The sequence below is a fragment of the Methylotuvimicrobium sp. KM1 genome (assembly GCF_044788715.1).
Taxonomy (GTDB): Bacteria; Pseudomonadota; Gammaproteobacteria; order Methylococcales; family Methylomonadaceae; genus Methylotuvimicrobium.
The window spans coordinates 4,369,378-4,393,348 of sequence record NZ_CP173170.1 but is presented as its reverse complement, the minus strand read 5'-3'; the positions used below and the strand labels follow the sequence as shown (position 1 = coordinate 4,393,348).

At 48.4% G+C, this 23,971-nt stretch carries 25 protein-coding genes; 16 read left to right on the top strand and 9 right to left on the bottom strand.

Annotated elements, in window-relative coordinates; genetic code table 11:
• Nucleotides 1–138: 138 nt before the first annotated feature.
• The 4 genes from ACINK7_RS19095 (at nt 139) to fliW (ending at nt 2,572) form a co-directional block, all read left to right on the top strand.
• Complete coding sequence (locus tag ACINK7_RS19095) at nt 139–726, top strand: MxaK protein (protein ID WP_404357756.1); 588 nt, start codon at nt 139–141, stop codon at nt 724–726.
• Entirely contained in the window at nt 726–1,646 is a 921-nt protein-coding gene (locus ACINK7_RS19090; protein WP_404357754.1) for a VWA domain-containing protein, read from the top strand. Before ACINK7_RS19095 ends, ACINK7_RS19090 begins: the two co-directional genes overlap by 1 nt.
• Nucleotides 1,647–1,773: 127 nt before the next feature.
• On the top strand, nt 1,774–2,025 hold the full coding sequence (locus ACINK7_RS19085; protein ID WP_404357752.1) for a hypothetical protein: 252 nt from the start codon (nt 1,774–1,776) through the stop codon (nt 2,023–2,025).
• 85 nt (nt 2,026–2,110) lie between these two features.
• Complete coding sequence (gene fliW / locus ACINK7_RS19080) at nt 2,111–2,572, top strand: flagellar assembly protein FliW (protein ID WP_404357750.1); 462 nt, start codon at nt 2,111–2,113, stop codon at nt 2,570–2,572.
• Between the two features lie 371 nt (nt 2,573–2,943).
• Here the strand turns inward: fliW and panD are convergent, their stop codons facing one another.
• From panD to pcnB, 5 genes are all read right to left on the bottom strand, one after another.
• Nucleotides 2,944–3,324, bottom strand: a complete 381-nt coding sequence (gene panD / locus ACINK7_RS19075) for an aspartate 1-decarboxylase (RefSeq protein WP_026130189.1) — start codon at nt 3,322–3,324, stop codon at nt 2,944–2,946.
• Nucleotides 3,325–3,419: 95 nt separating this feature from the next.
• Nucleotides 3,420–4,271, bottom strand: a complete 852-nt coding sequence (gene panC / locus ACINK7_RS19070; protein WP_404361480.1) for a pantoate--beta-alanine ligase — start codon at nt 4,269–4,271, stop codon at nt 3,420–3,422.
• A 2-nt stretch (nt 4,272–4,273) separates the two neighbouring features.
• On the bottom strand, nt 4,274–5,092 hold the full coding sequence (gene panB / locus ACINK7_RS19065) for a 3-methyl-2-oxobutanoate hydroxymethyltransferase (protein WP_404357749.1): 819 nt from the start codon (nt 5,090–5,092) through the stop codon (nt 4,274–4,276).
• Nucleotides 5,093–5,593, bottom strand: coding sequence for a 2-amino-4-hydroxy-6-hydroxymethyldihydropteridine diphosphokinase (gene folK, locus ACINK7_RS19060; protein WP_404357747.1), 501 nt, complete (start codon nt 5,591–5,593; stop codon nt 5,093–5,095).
• Nucleotides 5,594–5,607: 14 nt separating this feature from the next.
• Nucleotides 5,608–7,002 (bottom strand): polynucleotide adenylyltransferase PcnB, encoded by a 1,395-nt coding sequence (gene pcnB, locus ACINK7_RS19055; protein WP_404361479.1) that lies wholly within the window; start codon nt 7,000–7,002, stop codon nt 5,608–5,610.
• Nucleotides 7,003–7,326: 324 nt separating this feature from the next.
• Between pcnB and ACINK7_RS19050 the strand changes: the two genes are divergently transcribed.
• Both ACINK7_RS19050 and ACINK7_RS19045 read left to right on the top strand, forming a co-directional pair.
• Entirely contained in the window at nt 7,327–7,506 is a 180-nt protein-coding gene (locus ACINK7_RS19050) for a hypothetical protein (protein ID WP_404357745.1), read from the top strand.
• Complete coding sequence (locus ACINK7_RS19045; RefSeq protein ID WP_404361478.1) at nt 7,472–7,963, top strand: RDD family protein; 492 nt, start codon at nt 7,472–7,474, stop codon at nt 7,961–7,963. The genes ACINK7_RS19050 and ACINK7_RS19045 overlap by 35 nt, the downstream gene beginning before the upstream one ends.
• 10 nt (nt 7,964–7,973) lie before the next feature.
• On the opposite strand, the gene lptG is transcribed toward ACINK7_RS19045, so the two are convergent.
• Together lptG and lptF are read right to left on the bottom strand one after the other, a co-directional pair.
• The gene (gene lptG, locus ACINK7_RS19040) at nt 7,974–9,041 is read right to left on the bottom strand and encodes an LPS export ABC transporter permease LptG (RefSeq protein ID WP_404357743.1); all 1,068 of its coding nucleotides are present in this window, start codon (nt 9,039–9,041) and stop codon (nt 7,974–7,976) included.
• Nucleotides 9,038–10,174 carry an LPS export ABC transporter permease LptF gene (lptF, locus tag ACINK7_RS19035; RefSeq protein ID WP_404357741.1) on the bottom strand — a complete coding sequence of 379 codons (1,137 nt, stop codon included), beginning with the start codon at nt 10,172–10,174 and terminating at the stop codon, nt 9,038–9,040. The genes lptG and lptF overlap by 4 nt, the downstream gene beginning before the upstream one ends.
• A gap of 196 nt (nt 10,175–10,370) precedes the next feature.
• Here lptF and ACINK7_RS19030 point away from each other — a divergent pair, with 196 nt between their 5' ends.
• The 10 genes from ACINK7_RS19030 (at nt 10,371) to yacG (ending at nt 21,208) form a co-directional block, all read left to right on the top strand.
• Nucleotides 10,371–11,858 carry a leucyl aminopeptidase gene (locus ACINK7_RS19030; protein ID WP_404357739.1) on the top strand — a complete coding sequence of 496 codons (1,488 nt, stop codon included), beginning with the start codon at nt 10,371–10,373 and terminating at the stop codon, nt 11,856–11,858.
• A complete protein-coding gene (locus tag ACINK7_RS19025) occupies nt 11,846–12,298 on the top strand; it encodes a DNA polymerase III subunit chi (RefSeq protein ID WP_404357737.1) in 453 nt (150 codons plus the stop codon). Before ACINK7_RS19030 ends, ACINK7_RS19025 begins: the two co-directional genes overlap by 13 nt.
• Nucleotides 12,299–12,363: 65 nt before the next feature.
• Nucleotides 12,364–15,174 carry a valine--tRNA ligase gene (locus ACINK7_RS19020; protein ID WP_404357735.1) on the top strand — a complete coding sequence of 937 codons (2,811 nt, stop codon included), beginning with the start codon at nt 12,364–12,366 and terminating at the stop codon, nt 15,172–15,174.
• 110 nt (nt 15,175–15,284) lie between these two features.
• A complete protein-coding gene (pilB, locus tag ACINK7_RS19015) occupies nt 15,285–17,003 on the top strand; it encodes a type IV-A pilus assembly ATPase PilB (protein ID WP_404357733.1) in 1,719 nt (572 codons plus the stop codon).
• Between the two features lie 2 nt (nt 17,004–17,005).
• Nucleotides 17,006–18,226 carry a type II secretion system F family protein gene (locus ACINK7_RS19010; protein ID WP_404357731.1) on the top strand — a complete coding sequence of 407 codons (1,221 nt, stop codon included), beginning with the start codon at nt 17,006–17,008 and terminating at the stop codon, nt 18,224–18,226.
• Nucleotides 18,227–18,484: 258 nt separating this feature from the next.
• Nucleotides 18,485–18,691: a hypothetical protein gene (locus ACINK7_RS19005; RefSeq protein WP_404357729.1), complete on the top strand. Its 207-nt coding sequence runs from the start codon at nt 18,485–18,487 to the stop codon at nt 18,689–18,691.
• Between the two features lie 24 nt (nt 18,692–18,715).
• A complete protein-coding gene (locus ACINK7_RS19000; protein WP_404357727.1) occupies nt 18,716–19,618 on the top strand; it encodes a prepilin peptidase in 903 nt (300 codons plus the stop codon).
• A 4-nt stretch (nt 19,619–19,622) separates the two neighbouring features.
• Nucleotides 19,623–20,228: a dephospho-CoA kinase gene (gene coaE, locus ACINK7_RS18995; protein ID WP_404357725.1), complete on the top strand. Its 606-nt coding sequence runs from the start codon at nt 19,623–19,625 to the stop codon at nt 20,226–20,228.
• Nucleotides 20,229–20,231: 3 nt separating this feature from the next.
• Nucleotides 20,232–21,002, top strand: a complete 771-nt coding sequence (gene zapD, locus ACINK7_RS18990; RefSeq protein ID WP_014147183.1) for a cell division protein ZapD — start codon at nt 20,232–20,234, stop codon at nt 21,000–21,002.
• Complete coding sequence (gene yacG / locus ACINK7_RS18985; protein WP_404357723.1) at nt 21,002–21,208, top strand: DNA gyrase inhibitor YacG; 207 nt, start codon at nt 21,002–21,004, stop codon at nt 21,206–21,208. Before zapD ends, yacG begins: the two co-directional genes overlap by 1 nt.
• Before the next feature lie 583 nt (nt 21,209–21,791).
• Here the strand turns inward: yacG and ACINK7_RS18980 are convergent.
• Nucleotides 21,792–22,145 (bottom strand): hypothetical protein, encoded by a 354-nt coding sequence (locus ACINK7_RS18980; protein ID WP_404357722.1) that lies wholly within the window; start codon nt 22,143–22,145, stop codon nt 21,792–21,794.
• Nucleotides 22,146–22,213: 68 nt separating this feature from the next.
• Nucleotides 22,214–23,968, bottom strand: coding sequence for an Hsp70 family protein (locus ACINK7_RS18975; protein WP_404357720.1), 1,755 nt, complete (start codon nt 23,966–23,968; stop codon nt 22,214–22,216).
• Nucleotides 23,969–23,971 lie beyond the last annotated feature (3 nt).

Below are 23,971 nucleotides of genomic sequence, written 5' to 3'. Positions count from 1 at the left end.
ACTCGGCGGTATATTAGATTTCGCCGGGCAGTTGCCAGGCTTTTGACGGTCCGCCGATTTAGCGGTTTTTCAAGCCCTAAATCTACAGTAGAATGCCGAAAAAAGGTATATTACCGCCGATTTTGAATTGACAAGCAAATGATGCAGATATTTAAACGACCGAAAAAAATAACGCTTTGGAATTCCTATCACCCGGTAGTTGCTTGGTTGCTGTTGCTTGTGTTAGCGGCATGGTCTGTGCGCGAACTCACCGAATTGCAACAGCTGGTCAAGTTCAATGCGATGATTCGACAACCCGACACGATTGCGCTTGCCGGCGACAATTTACCGCCCGAAGTTATTTTTGCCCAAGCCGTTGAACTCAATAGGGAAGGGGATTTTCAACAGGCCCTACGGCTTTATTTACAAATAGAGCCGCTTGTCGATGCCGGGTTTCGTGTCGATGTTCAATACAACATGGGCGCGATTTATTTGCAGCAGGCGGCCAAGTTATGGAATGCCAAGGGCGTTTGGGAATATGGACAAATCAATACCTTGCTGGATTTGGCCGAGCAAGCTTTTAAACAGGTGTTGGCGGTCGAGCCCGGTCATTGGCAGGCGCGCTACAATCTTGAGTTCGCTCTACGTATTCGTCCGCCCGCTAAGGAAGAGGAAAAAGCCGACTGGCAAGGTCATAAAAGTAGCGTGCATGCGATTATGCCGGGTATTCCGGAAGGCGGGCCTTAATGATGCTTAAGGATAAGCGCCTTTGGTTTTTGATATTGCCCGCTGTCTTGTTGTTACTTGCTTTGTTTAAACCGACTATTCCACTTCGCAAGGACAGCTATAATCTGATTTTTGTCATCGATATCACGCAAAGTATGAATGCGCGCGATTACCATGTCGACGGCATGCCGTCGGACCGTCTTTCATTTGTTAAGGAGAGCTTGAAAGAGGTGATATCGGCTTTGCCTTGTCAATCGCATGTGGGGTTAGGTCTGTTTACCACAAAAAATAGTTTTTTGTTGTTCGAGCCGCTCGAAGTGTGCGAGCACTACTCGGTCATTGAAGAAAGTCTAATGAAAATCGATTGGCGCATGGCTTGGGCTGCGGATAGCCATATCGCTAGGGGCTTATATACGAGCCTTCGCGAAGTCGCAAAAATCGATTCGAATCCCAGTCTGGTTTTTTTTACCGATGGGCAGCAAACGCCGGAGTCTGTCAAAGATCCGAGATTCCTGCTTGAGCGAGGCAAGGTTAAAGGCTTGTTGGTTGGGGTCGGTAACCTATTGCCGGTTCCGATTCCTAAGTACGATCAAAACAACATTCAAACCGGTTATTGGCAAGTCGATGAAGCAGATAGGCGTATTCGCAAACTACAGGTCTCATCGGGCGAGTATTTGACGTCGGTTAAAGAACAGGTTCTGCAACGCTTGGCCGGAATTACAGGCCTGCACTATCATCACCTGGAAACGCCGGAGCAACTTAGCCGGGCATTGCGGGCCGTCGATCTTCGTCAGCAGCAAGTGGTTCGCTACGAATTAAGCTGGATTTTGGCCCTCATTGCATTGATGATTTTTAGCGGTCCTTATTTACCTGTTCGACGCTTCATTTGGGGTGGTGTCGGCCGGTATCGGACGGGAGCTAAAAAGAAAAAGCGGGGATAGTCAGGTGACGAAAAATTGGCGTTCTTTCTGTGTGCGAGGATGATTGTATTTTTTATCAATAGGTTATGAGATTCCTTTTTGGTTGGCTTTGTTATTGCTTGGCAATAGCAAACTGTCGGAGAATTGTATGAAACCCATAATCGGATTGATGATGATTTTGTTAAGCGCGGTTAATCTTGGCTGTACCGGTAATCATCGGGGCGAGTCTGCAAGCAGTCTGCCTGATCGAGAGCAGACGGTCGGATTTTTTAGCAATATCCATACATTTATCAGGGATACCGAGCGAGGCGTTTATGATTTAATGTATGGCATCCGTGACGGAACCGACAGCTTTATTTATGATGCTCAAAAAGACTATTACGAAAACTATCAAAAATGAAGGCGGCGCTGTTTTCGTTCGTTACCGATTAATCGATAGTGTGGTCTATACTTAAAGGCTATTTTAAATTCAACAGGCAATAATCATGGAAATCAAATCAAAATTTCTTGGCGAACAACGCGTCGACCCCGATACTATCATCGTTTTTCCGAAAGGCATTCCCGGTTTTGAAGATCAAACCCGGTTTAAGCTTTTCCATCAGGAAGATAATCCGATTATTTTTTGGTTGCAATCCGTCGATGACGAAGATTTAACATTTTCCGCGGCCAATCCTGTCGACTTCAATATCAATTACAGTTTTATTTTGACTGACGAAGAGCAAGAATTGCTTGAGTTGAGTAACCCGGACGAATTAGCGGTACTGATTCTATTGCACACCGACGAAAATGACGAAGAGTCGGGTAAGCCTACCATCAAAGGTTCGATCAAATCACCGATTCTGATCAATGTGAATTCAAGAAAAGGTATTCAAAAAGTATTGGTTCAAGTCGAGCAAAGCATCACCTTGACCGAAAAAAATCATGAAATCGACTTTTCGGAAGCATAGATAAGGCTTTGTCCTAAATTCTGTAGTTCAACCATGAGCCTATAAAAAGTATTTTGTCCATGAGGCACACGAAAATATTCAATTAGGATTCGGGCATAAATAACGTCCCTATTTTAATGCAAGGAAAGCAAGTTTTGTTGCTCGATTGACAGGTGGCGGTCTCAGGAAGCTGGAGCTTCCTGAGTGTCTTTCCCAAGCTGGAGCTTTGGAAAGAGCGTATAATTTGGATCTATGATCGAATTTTCATTCACCCGAAATACTGGGGTAAAGCGCATCATTTGAAGTGTTCAGATCTATACGGTGGAACAGCCCTATCCGGTCGCGCCTTAGCAGGGATGGCCGGATAGAGTACGGTTTTTAGGGGTAAAAACTTAAGCCGACTGAATAGGAATGATATGACTGGAACGAATAATTTCGTTCTTGTCGTTGAAATAGAGCAAGGTAGGCTTGTAATCGGCAAGCTCCTGCTGGTCGAGGATGGCATAGGCACAAACGATGATGATGTCGCCTGGACAAGCTAAACGAGCCGCCGCGCCGTTAACCGAGAAAATACGCGATCCGGCCTCCGCCTTGATTGCGTAGGTTGTAAAGCGCTCGCCGTTGTTGATATTGTAGATTTGAATCTGCTCGTACTCCCTAATGCCGGCTCGATCCAAAATATCACTATCGATCGCGCAAGAACCTTCGTAACCTAATTCGGAGTAGGTCACGGTTGCCCTGTGTAGCTTGGCTTTAAGCATTGTAGTTTGCATACTATTTACAAGATAAATTCTTTTAGAAACCGGGCATTATCGCTTAATAGAGAGTGCTCTTCAACTTAAAAATAGCGCTTGAAGATTGCCCGCGGTCATAATGGCGTTTTTGAAAAATAAACATTATCGATCAGGCGGGTTTTTCCCAGTCTTGCGGCTGCAAGTATAACCAGCTCCATGTCATCGGCGCCAGCCGGCATTAAACTTGACTGACGGCATACCGAAAAATACTCGGGTTGTAATCCGGCTTCCCGCAATGACAGCATAAACCTTTTTTCCAGCGCCGGGTAGTTTTGTTCGCCCGCTATTATTCGATCGCGCGCCTGGCATAATGAACGATAAAGGGCGGGGGCTGCAAGTCTTTCATCCGCTGATAGGTAGCCGTTGCGCGAACTCATTGCCAAGCCGTCCGCTTCTCTAACCGTTTCGATGCCGCGAATTTCGACCGGAATGTTCAGGTCTCTAACCAATGCTCGGATTATGCTCAGTTGTTGAAAATCCTTTTCGCCGAAGAATGCCAGATCCGGTTGCACGATGTTGAATAACTTGCAAACGATAGTCGCGACGCCGTCGAAGTGGCCGACTCTTGTTTTGCCGCAATGCAAGTCCGATAAGCCGGATACCGAGACCGACGTTCTATGGTTTTCAGGATAAATTTCCGAGACCGGAGGCAAAAAAAGTAGATCGGCCCCAATAGCATCAAGTTTTTTAGCGTCTTCGGATTCGGTCCTGGGGTAATGGTTAAAATCCTCGCCGACACCGAATTGCGTCGGATTGACAAAAAGACTGACGACCACCTTATCGGCGCATTCCTTGGCTTTTTTAACCAATTGTAAATGTCCGTCATGTAAGTTGCCCATCGTCGGTACAAAAGCCACGGAATTGCCGGTATTTCGCCACGGTTTTAGCGTGTCGCGCAATGCTTGGATTGTTGTGACTGTCGACAGGCTCATTGGAAACTGTGTTCCTCGTCCGGAAACAAGCCTTGCTTGATGGCTTCATGAAAATTTTTAATGGCCATTTCGATACTGGATGCATCTTGCATGAAGTTTTTAGAAAAACGAGGTCGCTTGGCGATGCCGATATCTAAAATATCGTAAAGTACCAGGACTTGTCCGTCGCAATCGGCTCCGGCGCCGATACCGATTACCGGAATCGACAATTGCCGGGTGATTTCTTCGGCCAAGATCGCCGGGACGCATTCGAGTACCAATAATGCCGCGCCGGCTTTTTCCAGTCGGCAGGCATCGGCGATCATTTGGTCGGCCGCAGATCGTTCGCGTCCCTGTATTTTGTAGCCGCCTAGGCGATTGATCGATTGCGGAAGTAAGCCCAAGTGCCCGCAGACGGGGATTCCGTTCTCGGATAAAAATTCGACTAGTTCGATTTTAGGGCCCTCTAATTTAACCATTTGCACGCCGCCGGTTTGCATTAATCGAGCGGCGTTGTCGGCTGCTTGTTCCTTACCGGCGTAGCTCATAAAAGGCATGTCGGCTATCACGAATGCTCGCTGTCGACCGCGAACCACGCAAGCGGCATGATAGGTCATGTCTTCGATGCCGACCGGAATCGTCGTCGTTTGACCTTGTATGACCATGCCTAACGAGTCGCCGACCAGGAGGATATCGATGCCGGCTTTATCGAGCAGTGCGCTGAAGCTGGCATCGTAAGCGGTTAGGCAGCTGATTTTTTCGCCGCGCTGCTTCATCGTTTGAAGATCGGTGATCGTCAATGGTTTGGTTAGAGAAGCGGAAGAATAATTATTCACTTAGGTCAACCGATGTAGGTCGTTTTTAGGACATTTCGCGATTAAATCGGTCAGTTTACCGAGTCCCGGAATCGACAGATCCGGCGCGATTTCATACAAAGGATATAAAACAAAGGCGCGTTCGGCAATGCCGATATGAGGAACGGTTAGGTCGGGGACTTCAATTTGCCGGTCCCCATAAAGTAATAGATCAAGATCTAGTGTTCTGGCTCCCCAGCGTTCGCCTGTTCGAATTCGCCCTTGAGACTGTTCCACAGCTTGTAATTGGCGCAGTAAGTCGATGGCCGGCACTGATGTTGTAATGGCCATCACCGCGTTGACATAATCGGGTTGATCCTGAGGGCCCATCGGTGGGTTGCGGTAAAGGCTCGAAAATCCGGTTTCCTTTATATTCGGTAATGCCGCAAGGGTTTGTCTGGCTCTCAACAGTTGTTCTGCGGGCCGGTCGAGATTGCTGCCCAGACCGATAAAGGCCGTTACGAAGTCGTTGTTATTGGTCATAGTGGCTAAAAATCTTAGTCTTTCGCTGTATCGGCATTGCTCGGTTTATTGGGCCGGGATCGTCGGCGCTTAAGTGGTTTGCGATTCGATTTTTGTGCCAGCTGAGTCATTTTTTTTTGTTCGGCTTCGCCGGCAGCTTGAAATTGGGTCCACCATTCGCCGAGCTCAGGATCCACGCCTTCCGTTTCAATACGCAACAATAAAAAATCGTAAGCCGCTCTGAATCTCGGATGGTTTAACAAGCGATAGGGTTTTGAGCCTCGTCTTCGTGCAAATCTGGGTTGCAGGCTCCATACTTCGCGCATGGCTAAGCTAATCTGACGAGGTAGCGAAACGCGCTTAACTTGCTCGGCAATCAGTTCGTTGGCGGCAACTTGAAATGCAATATTTTCCGGAACGCCTTTTTCTATTTGTTCTTCGGCATGTGTTTTTACTGCGTCCCATAAAAACGCCGCGAATAAAAAGTAGGCAGTAACGGTCTTGCCTTCGGCGACTCGGGAATCTGAGTTTTCCAAAGCCCTGACCAGAAAGAGTCTTGGAAAGCCTTGTTCTTCGACGGACAAACTGCGCTCGACTGCCGGGAACAAAATTTGAAATAAACCGTAATGGCGAAGCATTTCAAAAGTTTGTAAGGCATGGCCTGATAGAAATAGCTTTATTGCCTCGTCGAATAAACGAGCAGGAGGAATGTGATACAGTAGCTCGGCAAGGCCGGCTATCGGTTTCTCGCAGTTCGGATGCAGGGTAAAGCCGAGTTTAACTGCAAACCTGATCGCTCTCAGCATGCGTACCGGATCTTCCCGATAGCGGGTTTCGGGGTCGCCGATTAGGCGTAATGTCCCAGTCGTATGATCGGCCATGCCGCCGACGTAATCGGTAACCGAAAAATCCCGAATATTGTAATAGAGCGAATTGACGGTGAAGTCGCGTCGCCAGACATCTTCTTCAATCGTACCGTAGATATTATCGCGCACCAATCTGCCTTCATCGTTGAGCAGTAGGTCGTCGTCCGGTACTTCTCCGGCATTGCCTCGAAATGTGGCGACTTCGATGATTTCACGCCCGAAATGCACATGCGCCAAGCGAAAGCGCCGGCCGACCAATCGGCAGTTGCGGAAAATTTTGCGCACCTGTTCGGGATGGGCATCGGTCACGACATCGAAATCCTTAGGCTCTCGGCCTAATAATAGGTCTCGAACGCAACCACCAACCAAATAGGCTTCAAAGCCGGACTTTTTGAGTCGGTATAGCACTTTCAAGGCATTCTCGCTAATTTGCGATCTTGAGATATTGTGCTCGGAACGAGAATAAATCCTAGGTGCTTCCGGCTGTGAAACACTGTCATCTTTCGCCGGTATTAATGGGGTTCCGGTGCTCGAGGAAATAATTTTTTTAAAAAAGTTTAAAATGGCCTTTGTCCTTGGTAACTTATAACGAGTTAACTTTTTACGGAAACCGTCATCCTGTCGATGTGTGGTCTTATGTTTTTTATTATGAAGACTGTTCGCCGTTTCCGGGTGAAAACAGCTCTATGACGTAATCATAACATTTGAAGCAATTCAAGCTCAATCCGCACGATTCTTTTTACTTTCCCCTTTTGAATATAGTAGAATTTCGGCCAACAATAAGTTGCGTTAGTATTTTGTTGTAAAATCGACGGCAGTACTAGGCTTGGCGCTTTTCCGAGACAAACAGTTCTTGTTCATAAAACTTAAACAGCATTGAGGTATTTCATGTTCAAAAAGATCATCAGCGGCTTAATCGACAGGCCTTTATTAACCAGCCTTTTTGTAACGGACTTGACGATTTTGCTGTTTCACAGACCGCCTTTTATATTTTCATTTTTAATGCTTGGAGCGTTAACCGTAATGAGTATGTATTTCGGTCAAAAACTGGCGCTGTTTAAGGAATAACGTTATTTTCGGCGACTCAATCAATAAAGCCGGCTGCTCCGAGATAAGGCCGGCTGGTTTTTTTCGCCGCATCGCGGCATTGCTTTACGATGGCTTACTTCTATTGGCGGTTCTTTTTGTGGCAACTGCCGCAGGCCTTCTTTTCAATCATGGCGAAGCATTCGCTTCGGATAATCTCTATTTTCACGCCTATTTAGTCTTGGTCAGCTATTTCTTTTTCGGCTGGTTTTGGACGCATGGCGGACAAACCTTGGGCCTTAAAGCCTGGAATCTCAAAATCCTTACCGAAGACCTTCAATCCATCACTTGGATGCAGGCAGCAATCCGATTTATTGGCGCGATACTTTCCTGGGGTGTTTTAGGATTAGGCTACATTTGGGTGTTAATCGATAAAGACAACCGGGCATGGCACGACCGGTTGTCGCGAACGGCGGTATTTTTCGTTCCGAAGCCTTAACCAAAGCGCATTATCTAACCTTTCTGACCGCATAAAGCGCCAATGAAAATACTACGGCACTCGGCAATACCGACATGAATGCCGGGTTTAAATGGTAGATCAAGCTTACATGACCGGTAATTTTATCGATGATGTTGAAGCCCATGCCGATAATGATACCGATCATCATTCGACTACCGGTACTGACGCCGCGTCTGACGCCAATAACAAAAGGCGTTGCTACCAGCAGCATGACGAAAATTACGAATGGATTGACAACCCGTCCCCAAAACGCCAATTCGAAGGTTTCGGATTTTTGTTTATTATCCTTTAAAAAATCGATATAAAGCGCAAGGTCATACAAGGATAAGTTCTCAGGTTTAACGACGACGACATTTAATAACTTGGGATCAATCGATGATTTCCATTGGCGGCTTTCGATTTGCTCCGTCTCGACTTGTTCTGTGGAAATGCTGCTTTGCTCGATGTTTTTCAATAGCCATTGCTTGTCTTGTTGAAAAAGTGCTTTACTCGCGGTTGTTGCCGTATGCAAAAAATTCCGGTCGTCTAAGTCGTAAATATAGATTTCGCTAAGATTGCCATTATCCTTGATTTCACGGACATTGATGAATTTCGATCCTTCACGTAACCATAAGCCGTATCGGCTTTGTGCGATGAAGTCCCTGTTTAAAGCGCTCATTTTCAGTATGCGAGCATTGCGCTCGGCAGTAGGCGCGAAAAATTCGCCCACCGCCACGGCAAAAACCGCCAGGATAGCGCCGGCCAGCATGACCGATTTAACGATGCCGAGCACTGAAATGCCGGATGCGCGCATCGCGATCAGTTCCCGGTTATTGCCCATTGCGCCCAAGACAAACAGGCTCCCCAATAAGGCCGAAGACGGGACTAATTCATAGAGAACTCTTGGACTGGTCAATGCTAGGTACTTAAAGATTTCTTGTAGCCCATAGCTGCCTTTGCCCAAAGATTTTAATTCGTCGGTAAAAGTAAACAGATTAAATAGCGTCAGTAGCAAGACCAGTGCGATGAACGAACCCTTCAATACTTCTTTGACGATATAGCCGGTCAATACATTCACAATTTTACCTTTTCCTGAATTTTGATAAGCACATAACGCCAACTATAAAGTCTAACCAGTAACGCGACAGCCAGTATTGATAAGACTAAATCGACCCAAATTCCACCGAACCATAACGGTATTTTTTCTTTGACCAGCCAGCTATGATTGATGCGAGTTAGGTTGCCGTAACTGAAATATATTAAAAATGCCACGAACATATTGCCGTAAACGCCGCCCCTCGGGGAGATTTGTGCAAGTGGTACCGCAAGAAGCGCCAAGAAAACAAGACCGGTAGGTATGCTGAGTCGCCGGTGTAATTCGGCCAGCTCACTAGGGGCTTTGTTTTTCCACAATTCCTTGGTCGGCATGGCTTCTAGGTTTAGCACAACCGCACGGTTTCTTTCTTCCAGCCTGACCGCATATTCGGCAAATTCTTCTATCGTATAATTTGCTTCTCCCGGCTTGCCTAGGACTCTACGGCCTTGCTCAAGAATCAAGTACAGACCGCCTTCCAAGTCTTCAAAACGTCCGGTTTCGGCACCGATAATCGCGGTTTGGCCACCTTTTCGGTGCTGCACGAAAACTTGTTGCATTATGTCATCGTCGTCAATCTGTTCGACATAAAAAACCAGGTCGCCATGCTGGTATTCGCTGAAGCGTCCTGCCGCAATGCCTCGGATATCGGCGGATTTTTCATCCTCGGCCATCATTTCCTTCGTGACGGTTTCGGCCCAAGGCCCTACATAAAACGATAAGCCGGTTGCAATTACGGCAAGCGGAAATGCCATGATAAACACCGAGCGATAAATCGATCCGGCTCCGCCGCCGGCGGAAAATATTGCCGACATTTCTTGATCTCGATACATTCGCCCGACCACCATCAATACCGCCATAAAAAATGCGGCCGGTAAAAAGGCAATCGAAGCCTCGATCATTTTTAAACCCAGAATATTCAGCAACGTTTTGTTCGAAATGGCCCCTTCGATAGCCTTTTCCAGTATTCTGATAAAGCGTCGGCTGACAATGATTACGACGATAACCGACAGTACCGCCGTTAACGTTCGCGTTAAATCAGCCACGATCATGCTGTCCAGTACCGTGATTAGCGGCCTATGACGTGACTTGTATCCATTATTCCAATCAGTATTCAAAAAAACCGCTCCTAAAAATAGCCAAACACTAGTCGAAACCGACTCTTATGCCGATAGACAGACAAGCTATTTTCCACTTTGTAGAAAAATCGCTTGCTGTATAATCCATTATTAACGAAATTATGCTCGAAAGCGCTCTCAACTGCTTGAGGCTTATTATTTACAATTATTACACCTAATCAAGACATCGCACATTATGGACTATTCTATAGAAAGCCTTCCGTTAGACAAGCTGCAAACCGACTGCATTATTGTAGGCCTTTATGAAAATCTATCGCTTACCCCGTCTGCGTCTCATATAAACCAGTGTTCGCAAAACCTGATAAGCCGATTCATCGAACGCGGCGATTGCAAAGGGAAAGTTGGCGAAACCGCTTTGATTAATTGGTTGCCGGACACTTCTTTTGCGCGCGTACTGTTGGTCGGCCTTGGCAAGTCCGATGAAATGAACGGTAAAAACTATCGCAACGCTCTAGCCGCTGCGATAAAAACCGTCCGTGATTCAGGATTGAAGTCGGCGGCCTGCACGCTGGTCGAAATCGATGTCAAAGACAGAGACTTGGCTTGGAAAACGCGTCAGATTATCGAAGTCTTCGATGATGCGTTATACCAATTCAAGCATTGCAAGACGGTTGTCGAAAACGAATTTAAAACCGACCGTATCAGTATTGTGGTTTCCGAAAATCAACAAGCTGATGCCCAAACCGGTTTAATACAAGGACAAGCTATTGCCGGCGGGGTTTCACTGGCTAAGCAATTAGCGGATTTGCCGGGAAATATTTGCACGCCGACTTATCTAGCCGAGCAAGCGCAAAGCATTGCCGAACGATTTGCTTCGATGAGCGTAGAAATTTTGGAAGAAGCGGATATGGAAAAACTCGGCATGGGGGCCTTGTTGTCCGTGTCTCGGGGTAGTCGTCAGCCGGCCAAATTGATCGCGCTCAATTATCATGGCGGCGAAAAACACGGAAAACCGATCGTGTTGATCGGAAAAGGCTTGACCTTCGATGCCGGCGGTATTTCCTTGAAGCCGGGGCTTGGCATGGATGAAATGAAATACGATATGTGCGGAGGCGCGAGCGTTCTCGGGACTTTACAGGCCGCCGCGGAAATGCAGTTGCCGTTGAACATCATAGGCTTGGTTCCCTCCTCGGAAAATTTACCGGACGGCGATGCGAATAAACCCGGCGACATTGTGACGAGCATGTCGGGCAAAACGATCGAAATTCTCAATACCGATGCGGAAGGGCGTTTGTTACTGTGCGACACACTGACGTATGCGCAAAAATTCGATCCGGAGGCGGTTATCGACCTAGCAACCCTAACCGGGGCCTGCATTGTTGCGTTAGGGCGTGTGCCGAGCGGTTTGTTCGGCAATGACGATGCGCTCTGTAACGATCTGGTTAAAGCCGGTGAGACGGCGAGCGATAGCGTTTGGCGTTTGCCGCTTTGGGAAGAGTATCAAGAATTGCTGAAATCCAATTTCGCCGACATGGCCAATATCGGAGGTAAGGATGCCGGCACGATTACCGCGGCCTGTTTTTTATCGAAGTATGCCGAAAACTTCCGCTGGGCGCATCTCGACATCGCAGGCACGGCTTGGCGCACCGGGTTGACCAAAGGCGCGACCGGACGGCCTGTCCCTTTGTTGACGCAATATCTGTTGGACCGATGCCGAGCCTAACCTGTGCGTCAATGCCCGATATCGGTTTTTACATCTTGGCATCCCGGTCCGAACGCGATAGGCAGTTATTCGCCTGTAAACTAACCGAAAAAGCCTATCGTAGCGGTCGGCTTTGCTACCTATTGACCGACGATCCTCAGCAAAGTGCAATGCTTGACGATCTCCTTTGGACATTCAGACCCGGAAGCTTTGTACCGCATCATTTATACGACGGCATGGCGCCCGATAGGGCCAATGTCGTTCTGATCGGGCATCTTGGCGTGCCCGACGATTGGCGCGATATAGTCATCAATCTGTCGACACGCATTCCGGATAATTGGATGAATAGCGAACGCATCCTCGAAATATTGGACGATAGTGAAGAAAGCAAAGGTCCCGGTCGAATACGCTATCAACAATACCGCCAAGCCGGACTCTCCGTCGTTACGCATAAAATGTAATGCCCCGGGCTTCAGTGTCCAAGCCAACTTCTACCGATTTCTCTAAATACTAACAACGCATAAACATGGACAAGACTTACGACCCTCATTCAATCGAACAACGCTGGTATCAGGCTTGGGAAGAAAATAATTATTTTGCGCCGAGGCAGGATGGCGAATCTTATTGCATCATGATTCCTCCGCCGAATGTCACCGGTAGCCTGCATATGGGCCATGCATTTCAAGACACGATCATGGATGCGTTGACGCGTTATCATCGAATGAAAGGTTGCAGCACGCTGTGGCAACCCGGAACGGATCATGCCGGCATCGCGACGCAAATGGTCGTCGAACGTCTGGCCGAAGCTGACGGCAAGACGCGCCATGATTTCGGGCGAGAAGCCTTCATTGAGAAAATCTGGGAATGGAAAGAAGAGTCCGGCGGTACGATCATGCGCCAGTTGCGCCGGATGGGTTCGTCGCTAGATTGGTCGAGGGAGCGCTTTACGATGGACGAGGGCATGTCGGACGCCGTTCGCGAGGTATTTATCCGGCTTTACGAAGAAGGTCTGATTTATCGGGGCAAGCGCTTGGTCAATTGGGATCCGGTGCTACATACAGCCGTATCCGATTTGGAAGTGTTGTCCGAGGAGGAAAACGGTTCGTTATGGCATATGCGTTATCCGCTGACCAACGGTACCGGTCATCTCGTTGTCGCGACGACACGCCCGGAAACCCTGCTCGGCGATGCCGCGGTCGCGATTCATCCGAATGACGAGCGCTATAAGCATTTGCTCGGCGAATTTGTCGAACTGCCTTTGACCGGGCGGCGCATTCCGATCATAGCCGACGAATACGTCGATCCGGAGTTTGGCACCGGTTGCGTCAAAATCACGCCGGCCCATGATTTTAACGACTACGAAGTCTGGCTGCGGCACCGCGATCAAAGCGTCATACAGGCATTGCCGCATGGCGGGCTGATCAATATATTCACGGTCGATGCACAAATCAGAGACAACAAGGATGATCCGGATCAACTGATACCGCATCAATATTTTGGGTTGGACCGTTTCGAAGCGCGGAAACAGGTGGTTGCCGACCTCGAAGCTCAGGGCTTGCTCGAAAAAATCGAAGACCATAAATTGATGGTACCGCGCGGCGACCGCTCCGGCAGCGTGATCGAGCCGTTCTTGACCGATCAATGGTACGTCAAGGTTGCCCCTTTGGCGGAGCCGGCGATCGAAGCGGTCGAAAACGGTACGATAAAATTCGTGCCGGACAACTGGAAAAATACCTATTTCGAATGGATGCGCAATATCCAGGATTGGTGTATTTCGCGGCAAATCTGGTGGGGACATCGAATCCCTGCTTGGTACGACGACGAAGGTAATGTCTATGTCGGCCGCTCCGAACAAGAAGTCCGCTCGGTGCATAAGTTGGACGACGACTATCCGCTACGTCAGGATGAAGATGTGCTCGACACCTGGTTTTCATCCGCGCTTTGGCCTTTTTCGACTTTAGGTTGGCCGGAGAACACGCCGGAATTAGCCAAGCATTATCCGACCAGCGTACTGGTGACCGGTTTCGATATTATTTTCTTCTGGGTCGCTCGGATGATTATGATGGGCCTGAAATTTCAAGGTCAAGTACCTTTCAAGGAAGTCTATATACACGGCTTAATACGTGATGCCGAAGGGCAGAAAATGTCCAAGTCAAAAGGCAATGTGCTTGATCCGATCGACTTGATCGACGGTATCGACCTGGAATCGTTGGTGCAAAAACGCATCTCCGGCATGATGCAGCCACATTTGGCTAAGAAAATCGAAGCCGCGACGCGTAAACATTTTCCCGACGGTATACCTTCGTTCGGTACCGATGCGTTGCGCTTCACGTTCGCATCATTGGCGTCGACCGGTCGCGATATTCGATTCGATTTGGCGCGTACGGAAGGTTATCGTAATTTCTGTAATAAACTATGGAATGCCGCGCGCTTCGTGCTGATGAATACCGAAGGGCACGATAACGGCCTAGGCGAGGCTGATTGTGAATATAGCCAGGCGGATCGCTGGATAAGGTCCCGCTTGAATGAGGTGACCGCAACGATTCGCCGCGACATCGAAACGTATCGTTTCGACTTGACGGCTCAAGCGATTTACGAATTTACTTGGAACGAATATTGCGACTGGTATTTGGAATTGGCCAAAATATCGTTGCAATCCGGCAGCGAAGCTCAGCAACGAGGCACACGTAAAACGCTATTGACCGTTTTGGAGCAAATTTTGCGGTTGGCTCATCCGCTAATGCCTTTCATTACCGAGGAAATTTGGCAGCGCGTTGCGCCCTTGACCGGCGTACATGAGGCGACCATCATGCTTCAGCCATATCCGGAATCCGATGCTGAGCAAATCGATAAGGCTGCCGTGCATGAAATCGATTGGATCATGAGTTTTATTCTAGGTGTGCGCAGAATTCGCGGCGAAATGAATATTGCTCCAGGAAAACCTTTGCCGGTATTGCTGCAAAACGGCTTAGATCAGGACCGTAATTTTGTCGAGAATAATCGAGGCTATTTGGAAAAGTTGGGGCGGTTGGAAAAAATTGAATGGCTAACTCAAAGTGATGCCGAGCCCGAGTCGGCAATTGCCTTGGTCGGCGATATGAAAATTTTGATACCGATGGCAGGATTGATCGACAAAGAAGCCGAATCGGCCCGATTGAACAAGGAAATTCAACGCATCAGCAAGGAATTACCGCGGATCGAAGGCAAGCTTAATAATCCGTCCTTTACCGATAAAGCACCGTCCGAGGTAGTCGATAAAGAAAAACATAAACTCATCGAGTTACGATCTACACTTAACAATTTGGAAGCACAATTGATAAAGATAAAGGCACTTTAATTAAGGGGGCAAGGTTCAAGTGGCAAGGAGAAAGGGGCAAGGTGGACCTTATATCTTGAACCTTAAGCCTTGAACCTTAAACCTTGAACCTTGAACCTCAAATCTCATCTATGGCAACAGATTTAATCGACCTGCCGATCGGCGGGCTACCGAAATGTTTGGTACAAGCCGGCCTGATTACCGAGGCGGATATGCAGTTGCATATGCAGGCAGCGAAGAAAGCCAAATTACCGCTAATCAGTTATTTGGTGACCAATAAATTGGTTGACAGTAAATCCGTAACAGCCAAAGCTTCCAAAGAATTCGGTATTCCGCAGCTCGATCTCGACGCGCTCGATATTCGTGCCTTGCCAGTCAATTTAGTTAGCGAAAAACTGATCAGAAAGCATCATGTTTTACCCTTGCTTAAGCGCGGAAACCGGTTGTTTTTGGCGGTTTCCGACCCCGGCAATTTTCAAGCACAGGACGAGATAAAGTTTCATACGCGCCTGAATATCGACACGATTCTGGTCGAAGAAGATAAATTGTCTAAGGCTATCGAGACGTCGCTGGAAGCTGCCGATACCACGATGACCGATTTACTGGATTCCGATCTGGATAATCTCGAAATTACCGGCGGCGATCAGGAGCCGGCCGGAGACGAGGCTGCAAGCGATGTGGACGATGCGCCTATCGTTCGCTTCGTTAATAAAATTTTGCTCGATTCGATTAAAAAAGGGGTTTCGGACATTCATCTTGAGCCTTATGAAAAAAGCTTTCGAATTCGCTTTCGCGCAGACGGCATGCTATATGAAGTGGCAAGTCCGCCTCCCAATATCTCGGCCCGGATTATTTCTCGTATCAAGGTCATGGCTAAAATGGATATCGCCGAACGGCGTGTTCCTCAAGACGGACGGATTAAGATGGCGTTGTCGAAAAATCGGGCAATCGATTTTCGGGTCAATAGTTGTCCGACTTTGTTCGGTGAAAAAGTCGTACTGCGTATTCTCGATCCGACCAGCGCGCAAATCGGCATCGAAAAACTCGGTTTTGAACCCGTCCAACAACAACGATTTCTAGAGGCGATCAACCGGCCTTATGGTATGGTTTTGGTAACAGGGCCTACAGGTAGCGGTAAAACCGTTACCCTTTACACAGGCTTGAATCTGCTAAATAGCGTCGAACGGAATATATCGACTGCCGAGGATCCGGTTGAAATTACGGTGCCGGGTATCAATCAGGTCAATATGAATCCAAAAGCCGGATTGACCTTTGCCGGTGCCTTGAGGGCTTTTCTTCGGCAAGATCCGGATATCATCATGGTCGGTGAGATACGGGATTTGGAAACCGCCGAGATTGCTGTCAAGGCCGCACAAACGGGCCACTTGGTATTGTCTACGCTGCACACTAACGATGCGCCGCAAACGTTAAATCGACTCGTGCAAATGGGCGTGCCGCCGTTTAACATAGTTTCGGCGGTACATTTGATCATGGCTCAACGTCTTGCTAGACGCTTATGCGAATATTGTAAGGTCAAATCCGATTTACCGGATTCGGTGTTGATTTCTGCCGGTTTCAAAGAAGAAGATCTAACTAAGATTAAAATTTTTACGGCCAATCCTGCCGGTTGCGAACATTGCACTAGCGGTTACAAAGGACGGGTCGGCATTTATCAGGTTATGCCGATCAGCGAAAACATGCGGAAACTGATTCTGGAAGGCGGCAATACCATGCAATTGGCCGAACAAGCCAAAGCCGAAGGCATCAACGACCTGCGCGCGTCCGGCCTTGAAAAAGTCTGTCAAGGCATCACTAGCCTGGAAGAAATCGACCGGGTCACTAAGGAGTAATTATGTCTGAACAAGTCGAACAAATTGATTTCATCTGGGATGGCAAAGATAAAAGCGGGAAACGCACCAAGGGGGAAATCGCCGCGAAATCCGAAACGATTGCGCGGAGCGAATTGCGCAAAATGGGCGTACGCGTCATTAGCGTCAAGAAAAAACCCAAGCCTTTGTTCGGCACGCGTGTCAAAGCCATTACGCCAGGCGATATCGCTATTTTCAGCCGGCAACTCGCGACGATGCTCGAAGCGGGGGTGCCGTTGGTGCAATCGTTCGATATCATCGGGAGAGGCCATGAAAACCCGAGCATGCAAAAAATGCTGCTTGATATCAAGGCGGATATCGAAGGCGGCGATACTTTGGCCGAAGCGCTGAAAAGAAGACCGATTTATTTCGATGAACTTTTTTGTAATCTGGTCGAATCGGGCGAGCAGGCTGGGGTGCTTGAGACATTGCTCGATAAAATAGCGACCTATAAAGAAAAAACCGAATCGCTCAAGAAAAAAATCAAAAAAGCGTTGACCTATCCGATTGCAGTGCTGGTTGTCGCGTTTGTCGTCACCGCCATTTTGCTGATTTTCGTTGTGCCGGTGTTCGAGGAGTTGTTTCAGGGCTTCGGAGCCGATCTTCCCGCTTTCACGAAGATGGTTATCAATCTTTCCGAATGGATGCAGGAATGGTGGTGGATAATGGTCGGTAGTATCGTAGCGATTGTCTATACGTTTAATTATTTCCATAAACGCTCAAGACCGTTCAATCATTTTCTTGACCGAACCTTATTGAAAATACCGGTTGTCGGGTTGATCTTGAATAAATCGGCAATCGCACGCTTCTCCAGAACGTTGTCGACAATGTCCGCTGCCGGCGTTCCGTTAGTCGAAGCGCTGGAGTCTGTTGCGGGTGCTTGCGGAAACATTATTTATGCCGATGCTGTGTTGAAGATGCGCGAAGATGTCGCGACCGGCCAACGCTTACAATTTGCCATGCAGCAAACCGTTTTGTTTCCCCACATGGTCACCCAAATGGTCGCAATCGGTGAGGAATCCGGTTCGATAGACACGATGCTGAGCAAAGTTGCCGATTTTTACGAAGAAGAGGTCGATAATTTGGTAGACAATCTCAGCAGCTTGATGGAGCCGTTGATCATGTCGGTACTGGGTGTCTTAGTCGGCGGCTTGATCGTTGCGATGTACCTGCCGATCTTTAAAATGGGCGCGGCAGTGGGTTAGGGTTGGTTAGCAGTGAAAGGTGAAAGGTGAAAGGTGAAAGGTGAAAGGTGAAAGGTGAAAGGTGAAAGGTGAAAGGTGAAAGGTGAAAGGTGAAAGGTGAAAGGTGAAAGGTGAAAGGTGAAAGGTGAAAGGTGAAAGGTGAAAGGTGAAAGGTGAAAGGTGAAAGGTGAAAGGTGAAAGGTGAAAGGTGAAAGGTGAAAGGTGAAAGGTGAAAGGTGAAAGGTGAAAGGTGAAATCGGCGCTTGACAAGCGATTTAAATGCTGCATCATTTTACCGCTTACCGCTTACCGCTTACCGCTTACCGCTTACCGCTTACCGCTTACCGCTTACCGCTTACCGCTTACCGCTTACCGCTTACCGCTTACCGCTTACCGCTTACCGCTTACCGCTTACCGCTTACCGCTTACCGCTTACCGCTTACCGCTTACCGCTTACCGCTTACCGCTTACCGCTTACCGCTTTAATTTCAACAACCAACAAAAATACTCATGCAAGGACTAGAAATATTCGCCGATTCGCCGGCTGCACTAATGGCTTTAACCGGTGTTATCGGTCTCATGGTCGGTAGTTTCCTTAACGTCGTTATTTACCGTCTGCCGATTATGATGCAAAAAAGTTGGCGCAGTGAATGCATCGAATATCTGAAGTCTACGGGGGATTCGCAATTCGCGGAGCTCGACGCAGGAAGTGGGGACGCCGACTCAAAATTTAACTTAGTTTTTCCGTTGTCACGCTGTCCCCATTGCGAAACCCCGATAAAGCCTTATCAGAATATTCCGGTATTTAGTTATTTGTTGTTGAAAGGGTGTTGCGCTCAATGCAATGCGCCGATATCGAAACGCTATCCCATTATCGAGGCTTTAACCGGTTTTTTTTCGGTGTTAATCGCCTGGCATTTCGGTTATTCGATAGAGGCATTATTCGCGCTCATACTCACCTGGTCCTTGATTGCGCTGAGTGCGATCGACATTGACTATCAACTGTTGCCGGACTCGATTACGTTACCTTTGCTATGGTTGGGTCTGTTTTTAAGCCTGTTCGATATCTTCACCGATACACATTCCTCGATTATTGGTGCTATCGCCGGTTATTTATCGCTTTGGACGGTTTATCATGGTTTCAAGCTGCTGACCGGCAAAGAGGGCATGGGATACGGCGACTTTAAGCTGTTGGCAATGTTTGGGGCATGGTTGGGTTGGCAATATATCCTGCCGATCATTTTGCTGTCATCCTTGGTCGGTGCCGTTACCGGCATCGCGATGGTTATTTTAGTTAAGCGCGACAAGAATATTCCAATTCCATTCGGCCCTTATTTGGCAGCGGCCGGGTGGATCGCTTTACTGTGGGGCGATAAAATCAATCAGGCTTATTTCAATTTTGCCGGATTATAAATCGATGTTGAAAATCGGCCTGACCGGCGGTATCGGTTCCGGTAAAACTACCATTGCGGATTTATTTGCCAAACTAGACGTTCCGGTAATCGATGCCGACGATATTGCCCGCGAAGTCGTCGAACCCGGTAGTCAGGCTTTGGAACAAATTCGTAACGCGTTCGGCGAACGAGTGATTGCTGCCGACGGCAACCTCGATAGAGGCGCAATGCGTGAATTGGTTTTTGCCGATACCGAACAAAAACGTAAACTGGAAGCGATTGTGCATCCGATGGTACGGCAAAGTATATTGAAGCGTGTGGCATCGCTTGACGCATCTTACTGCGTTATTTGCATTCCCTTGTTGGTTGAAAGCGGTATGGTCAATTTAGTCGACAGAGTTTTGGTAGTCGACTGTCCTGTTGAAACCCAAATCGAGCGCGTAACAAAGAGAGATTGTCTCGACGAAAAAATTGTTCGAGCGATTATTGCTTCTCAAGCCACACGCGAACAGCGAAAAGCTCTGGCCAACGATCTTATCGACAATGCCACGTCCGATTCCATGCTTGCAGAACAAGTTAAAAAACTGCACAATTTGTATCTTTACTTAAGCATACGGCAGGATTTTTAATCAGTGAATTCCCCTATAGTCTACGAATTTCCACTCAATGAGCGAATCCGAATTTTAATACGGCTCGAGTTGCTTTTTAAACAACTGGGACATTTTTTAGAAGGGAGCACCATGGCTGATAGGCGGGCGGCAATCAATACCTTGCTCGATATTCTGACGATTTTTAGTCGTAACGATCTCAAGTCGGAAATTCTTAAAGAACTTGAGCGTCATATCAAGGTGTTGAATCAACTGGCCGGTAGCGAGGGAGTCAATGCCGAAAAAGTCAATGAAATCCTCGACGAACTTAACCAAACCAGTCATAACCTCTACGCCGCTAGCGGAAAGATCGGTTTGAAAGTGATGGGAAACGATTTGTTTCAAAGTATCTCGCAGCGAAGCTCGATACCGGGCGGAACTTGCTCGTTCGATTTACCTGCTTTTCATTATTGGCTGGAACAAGATGAGACTGTTCAACAACAAGCCTTAGAGCAATGGACTAAGCCGTTTAAGGATATTCGTAAAGCGATCGATATGATTCTAGGGTTTATTAGGCAAAGTAGTACGCCGACCGAAGAAGAAGCGGAAGCAGGGTTTTATCAGTCCTCGCTTGATAAAAGCCTTCCGCTGCAATTGCTCAGAATCAGTGTTGACCGAAGCATCCCCTGTTTTGCCGAGATTAGCGGCGGCAAGCACCGTTTCACGATACGCTTCATGCGTCCTGCGCCCGACGGTTCCAGGCCCACTCAAAGCCAGGACAACGTTCCTTTTATGTTGACCTGCTGTCAATTTTAATGAAAGGTAATGAAAAAACGTTGGTAGTTAAATGTCCGCAGTGCGGGTGCTCCGTTCCATGGACTGCGCAGCAGCTATTTAAGCCATTTTGCAGCGAGCGCTGCAAAATGATCGATTTGGGCGAATGGGCGGCCGAGGAGAAAAGAATTCCCGGAGATCCCTCGATCGACGACGAGTTCTACCCGGACGATACGATATTTCATTAGCCAAGAAAAAGCATTTTGCCCTGGCAAATGAAAGTTCGAGGAGTGGGAGGGTGCGGTCACTCGCCCGACAGGGCGCCGTGAATACGTCCGTGTAGGCTCGACGGCGGCAATCCCTGCCGCCGACGCCTGTCGATCGGGCAACCGCACCCTCTCCGGAACCGGCATTTTCTCTGCCGAGCTTCTTATATCGAAAAATTAGATAAAGAGTCTCAATCTACGAACTTTCACAGTAACGGTCATGAAGGCCTGGCCATCGCCCCGGCAAATGAAAGTTCTCTGGTGGCGGAGGGTGCGATTACTCGCCCGACAGGATGCCGTGAACCCAGCACCTAAATTATCTAAGACAATTAATTATAACCAATGGACTATGGAATTTAGGTGCTGGGTGAATACGTCCCTGTAGGCTCGACGACGGCTATCAGATTGCCAGGGATGGCATGAATGCAGATTTTGCATGGAGCAAAAATCTGCCCTGCCGCCGACACCTGTCAGTCGAGTAACCGCACTCTCTCCAGAACCGGCATTTGCTCTGTCGAGCGCCGTATATCGAAAGATTAGATAAAGAGTCTAAATCTACGAACTTTCACAGTAAATGCCAACGACTAAAAGGTTCGGAATAGTTTGTCGAGCGGGCAGACAAATGATCGATAAATTCCTGGAAGCGGCTTAGTGCTTCATTATCACCCTGTAAGACATGCAAGTTCGAGACTGTTCGGCGCACGCTCGGCCAATCTTGCCGTGCTAGAGAGTCATAGAGCGCGCTGTATTGGTGGCGAATCAGAAATTCCCGAAAAATTCGGGCTTCAGGCGTTTGTCGATAGCTTAAAGAGCGATTGACGGCATGTGCTGCGATGGTCGCGTGGCCTGCCTCAAGTGTTTGTAGCGATAAGGCCAGCCATTGCTTGGCGAGTTGTTCGCAGCGCAGGACGCGGCTCAAGTCGGCCCCGCAACGCGGGCAAAGGAGCGCGTCGCTTAGTCGCGCATTACAGCAAGGGCAGCGTTTCATTACGATTCGAGATAATAAATGATGTCGTTCAATTGTTCGACAGGCTCTTGTAAGGCGCCTTCATCGCCGGCTTCGATACAGTCTGTGATAGTTTCGATCAAATTGACCATGTCTTCCTTGTCTTCATCGGAGGCCGTGTCGAATAAGGCTTCGGCTTTTTTGATTAGCTGACGGGCCTCGGCGACGGCTTTGCTTTCTGAAACCGCATCGCTTGTTTCAATCTCGTCCGAGCTAGAATCCATTTGTCCGAATAGGCTATCGATGCGCCGTTTCGCGCCGGCTAGTTCTTCGGTCTCGAAGCGTGAAATCGCATTGTTGATCGTGATCGACTTTTCGAGGCCGGTTGCTTTTTCCTTGGCAGAAACATGCAGCATCCCGTTTAAATCCAGGGCTAATGTCAGCGTGATGATATTGCCGGCCGGTACGTCCTGGAGATCTTCGACGGTAAATTCGCCGATTTCGATGTTGTTCAGCGCATCCGGGTCTTCGCCTTGATAAATTCTAACGTTGACCGATTCTTGTCCGTCTTGAAAGGTCATGAATGCCTCTGATTTTCGCGTCGGCAATACGCTGTTCTTATGGATGATCGGTACAAATTGGTAGGGATAGGGTTCGCCGTCCAAAAAACCGAGTGCGCTGGTGCCGTAGGTATAAGGCGTGATGTCGACCAAGACCGTATCGATGGCTTGGCCGGCTATCATTGCGGCTTGCGTGGCCGCACCCATGGCCACGCATAAATCCGGGTCGACTTCGCTGTGCGGCTCGAAGCCGAATTCTTCGAATAAGCGCTCGCGAATGCATGGTGTTCGTGTCGAGCCGCCGACCAAGATAATTTCGTCGATGTCGGAAACCGTCAATTTCGCGCCTTTGAGTGCGATATGCAGGGCATCCATCGTCGCGTTGATGTAATCCTCGATCATGTCTTCATAACCGCCGCGCGACAATTCCAGGGTCAGATGGATAGGCGAGCCTTCGTGTTCGAGCAGGTATTCCTCTTCGATCTGCGCGAAAGGTTCGTCGGATAATACCAGCTTGGCGTTTTCGGCCGCGCGCGTGATGCGCGCTAACGCCTTGCTATGCTCGGAAATATTAATGCCGTGCTGTTCCTTGATATGGTCTTGAATATGATTGACGATTTGTTGGTCGAAGTCGTCGCCGCCGAGATGGTTGTCGCCATGGCTCGATAAAACTTCGACGACGCCGGCTTGGACATTGACGACAGAAACGTCGAAGGTGCCGCCGCCTAAATCATATACCAACATGCGTTTGGCTTCGTCTCGGCCGGCACCGTAAACCAGCGCGGCAGCGGTCGGTTCATTGATCATCCGCACCACTTCCAGGCCTGCGATTTCGCCGGCTTCGCGCGTCGCTTGGCGTTGCGCGTCCGAAAAATAAGCCGGAACGGTAATAACGGCTTTGCTTATCGATTGGCCGACATGCTTCTCGGCTATCGCTTTTAGGCGCTTCAAGATGATTGCCGAAATTTCTTGCGGAGTGTAATCAAGGCCGGCCATGACGATGTGGGTATCCTGTCCCACCAAACGCTTGATCGATTTGACGGTGCGTTCCGGGTAAATCAAGTATTGGTTGCGGGCGGTTTCGCCGACGAGTATCTCTCCGCTGTCATCAATACCGACTACGGACGGTAATATTTTTTTGCCGTCGTCGGTAATGATATGCACCTTGCCGTTTTCGACGATGGCGACTTCGGAGTTAGTTGTTCCGAGGTCGATTCCGATAATGATTTCATTCATAGT

What these genes read in the sequence shown, in the direction of transcription:
- ACINK7_RS19095 (WP_404357756.1), top strand. Translation starts at nt 139, where the DNA reads ATGATGCAGATATTTAAACGACCGAAAAAAATAACGCTTTGGAATTCC.
- ACINK7_RS19090 (WP_404357754.1), top strand. Translation starts at nt 726, where the DNA reads ATGATGCTTAAGGATAAGCGCCTTTGGTTTTTGATATTGCCCGCTGTC.
- ACINK7_RS19085 (WP_404357752.1), top strand. Translation starts at nt 1,774, where the DNA reads ATGAAACCCATAATCGGATTGATGATGATTTTGTTAAGCGCGGTTAAT.
- fliW (WP_404357750.1), top strand. Translation starts at nt 2,111, where the DNA reads ATGGAAATCAAATCAAAATTTCTTGGCGAACAACGCGTCGACCCCGAT.
- panD (WP_026130189.1), bottom strand. Translation starts at nt 3,324, where the DNA reads ATGCAAACTACAATGCTTAAAGCCAAGCTACACAGGGCAACCGTGACC.
- folK (WP_404357747.1), bottom strand. Translation starts at nt 5,593, where the DNA reads ATGACCAATAACAACGACTTCGTAACGGCCTTTATCGGTCTGGGCAGC.
- ACINK7_RS19050 (WP_404357745.1), top strand. Translation starts at nt 7,327, where the DNA reads ATGTTCAAAAAGATCATCAGCGGCTTAATCGACAGGCCTTTATTAACC.
- ACINK7_RS19030 (WP_404357739.1), top strand. Translation starts at nt 10,371, where the DNA reads ATGGACTATTCTATAGAAAGCCTTCCGTTAGACAAGCTGCAAACCGAC.
- ACINK7_RS19025 (WP_404357737.1), top strand. Translation starts at nt 11,846, where the DNA reads ATGCCGAGCCTAACCTGTGCGTCAATGCCCGATATCGGTTTTTACATC.
- ACINK7_RS19020 (WP_404357735.1), top strand. Translation starts at nt 12,364, where the DNA reads ATGGACAAGACTTACGACCCTCATTCAATCGAACAACGCTGGTATCAG.
- pilB (WP_404357733.1), top strand. Translation starts at nt 15,285, where the DNA reads ATGGCAACAGATTTAATCGACCTGCCGATCGGCGGGCTACCGAAATGT.
- ACINK7_RS19010 (WP_404357731.1), top strand. Translation starts at nt 17,006, where the DNA reads ATGTCTGAACAAGTCGAACAAATTGATTTCATCTGGGATGGCAAAGAT.
- ACINK7_RS19005 (WP_404357729.1), top strand. Translation starts at nt 18,485, where the DNA reads ATGCTGCATCATTTTACCGCTTACCGCTTACCGCTTACCGCTTACCGC.
- ACINK7_RS19000 (WP_404357727.1), top strand. Translation starts at nt 18,716, where the DNA reads ATGCAAGGACTAGAAATATTCGCCGATTCGCCGGCTGCACTAATGGCT.
- coaE (WP_404357725.1), top strand. Translation starts at nt 19,623, where the DNA reads ATGTTGAAAATCGGCCTGACCGGCGGTATCGGTTCCGGTAAAACTACC.
- yacG (WP_404357723.1), top strand. Translation starts at nt 21,002, where the DNA reads ATGAAAGGTAATGAAAAAACGTTGGTAGTTAAATGTCCGCAGTGCGGG.
- ACINK7_RS18975 (WP_404357720.1), bottom strand. Translation starts at nt 23,968, where the DNA reads ATGAATGAAATCATTATCGGAATCGACCTCGGAACAACTAACTCCGAA.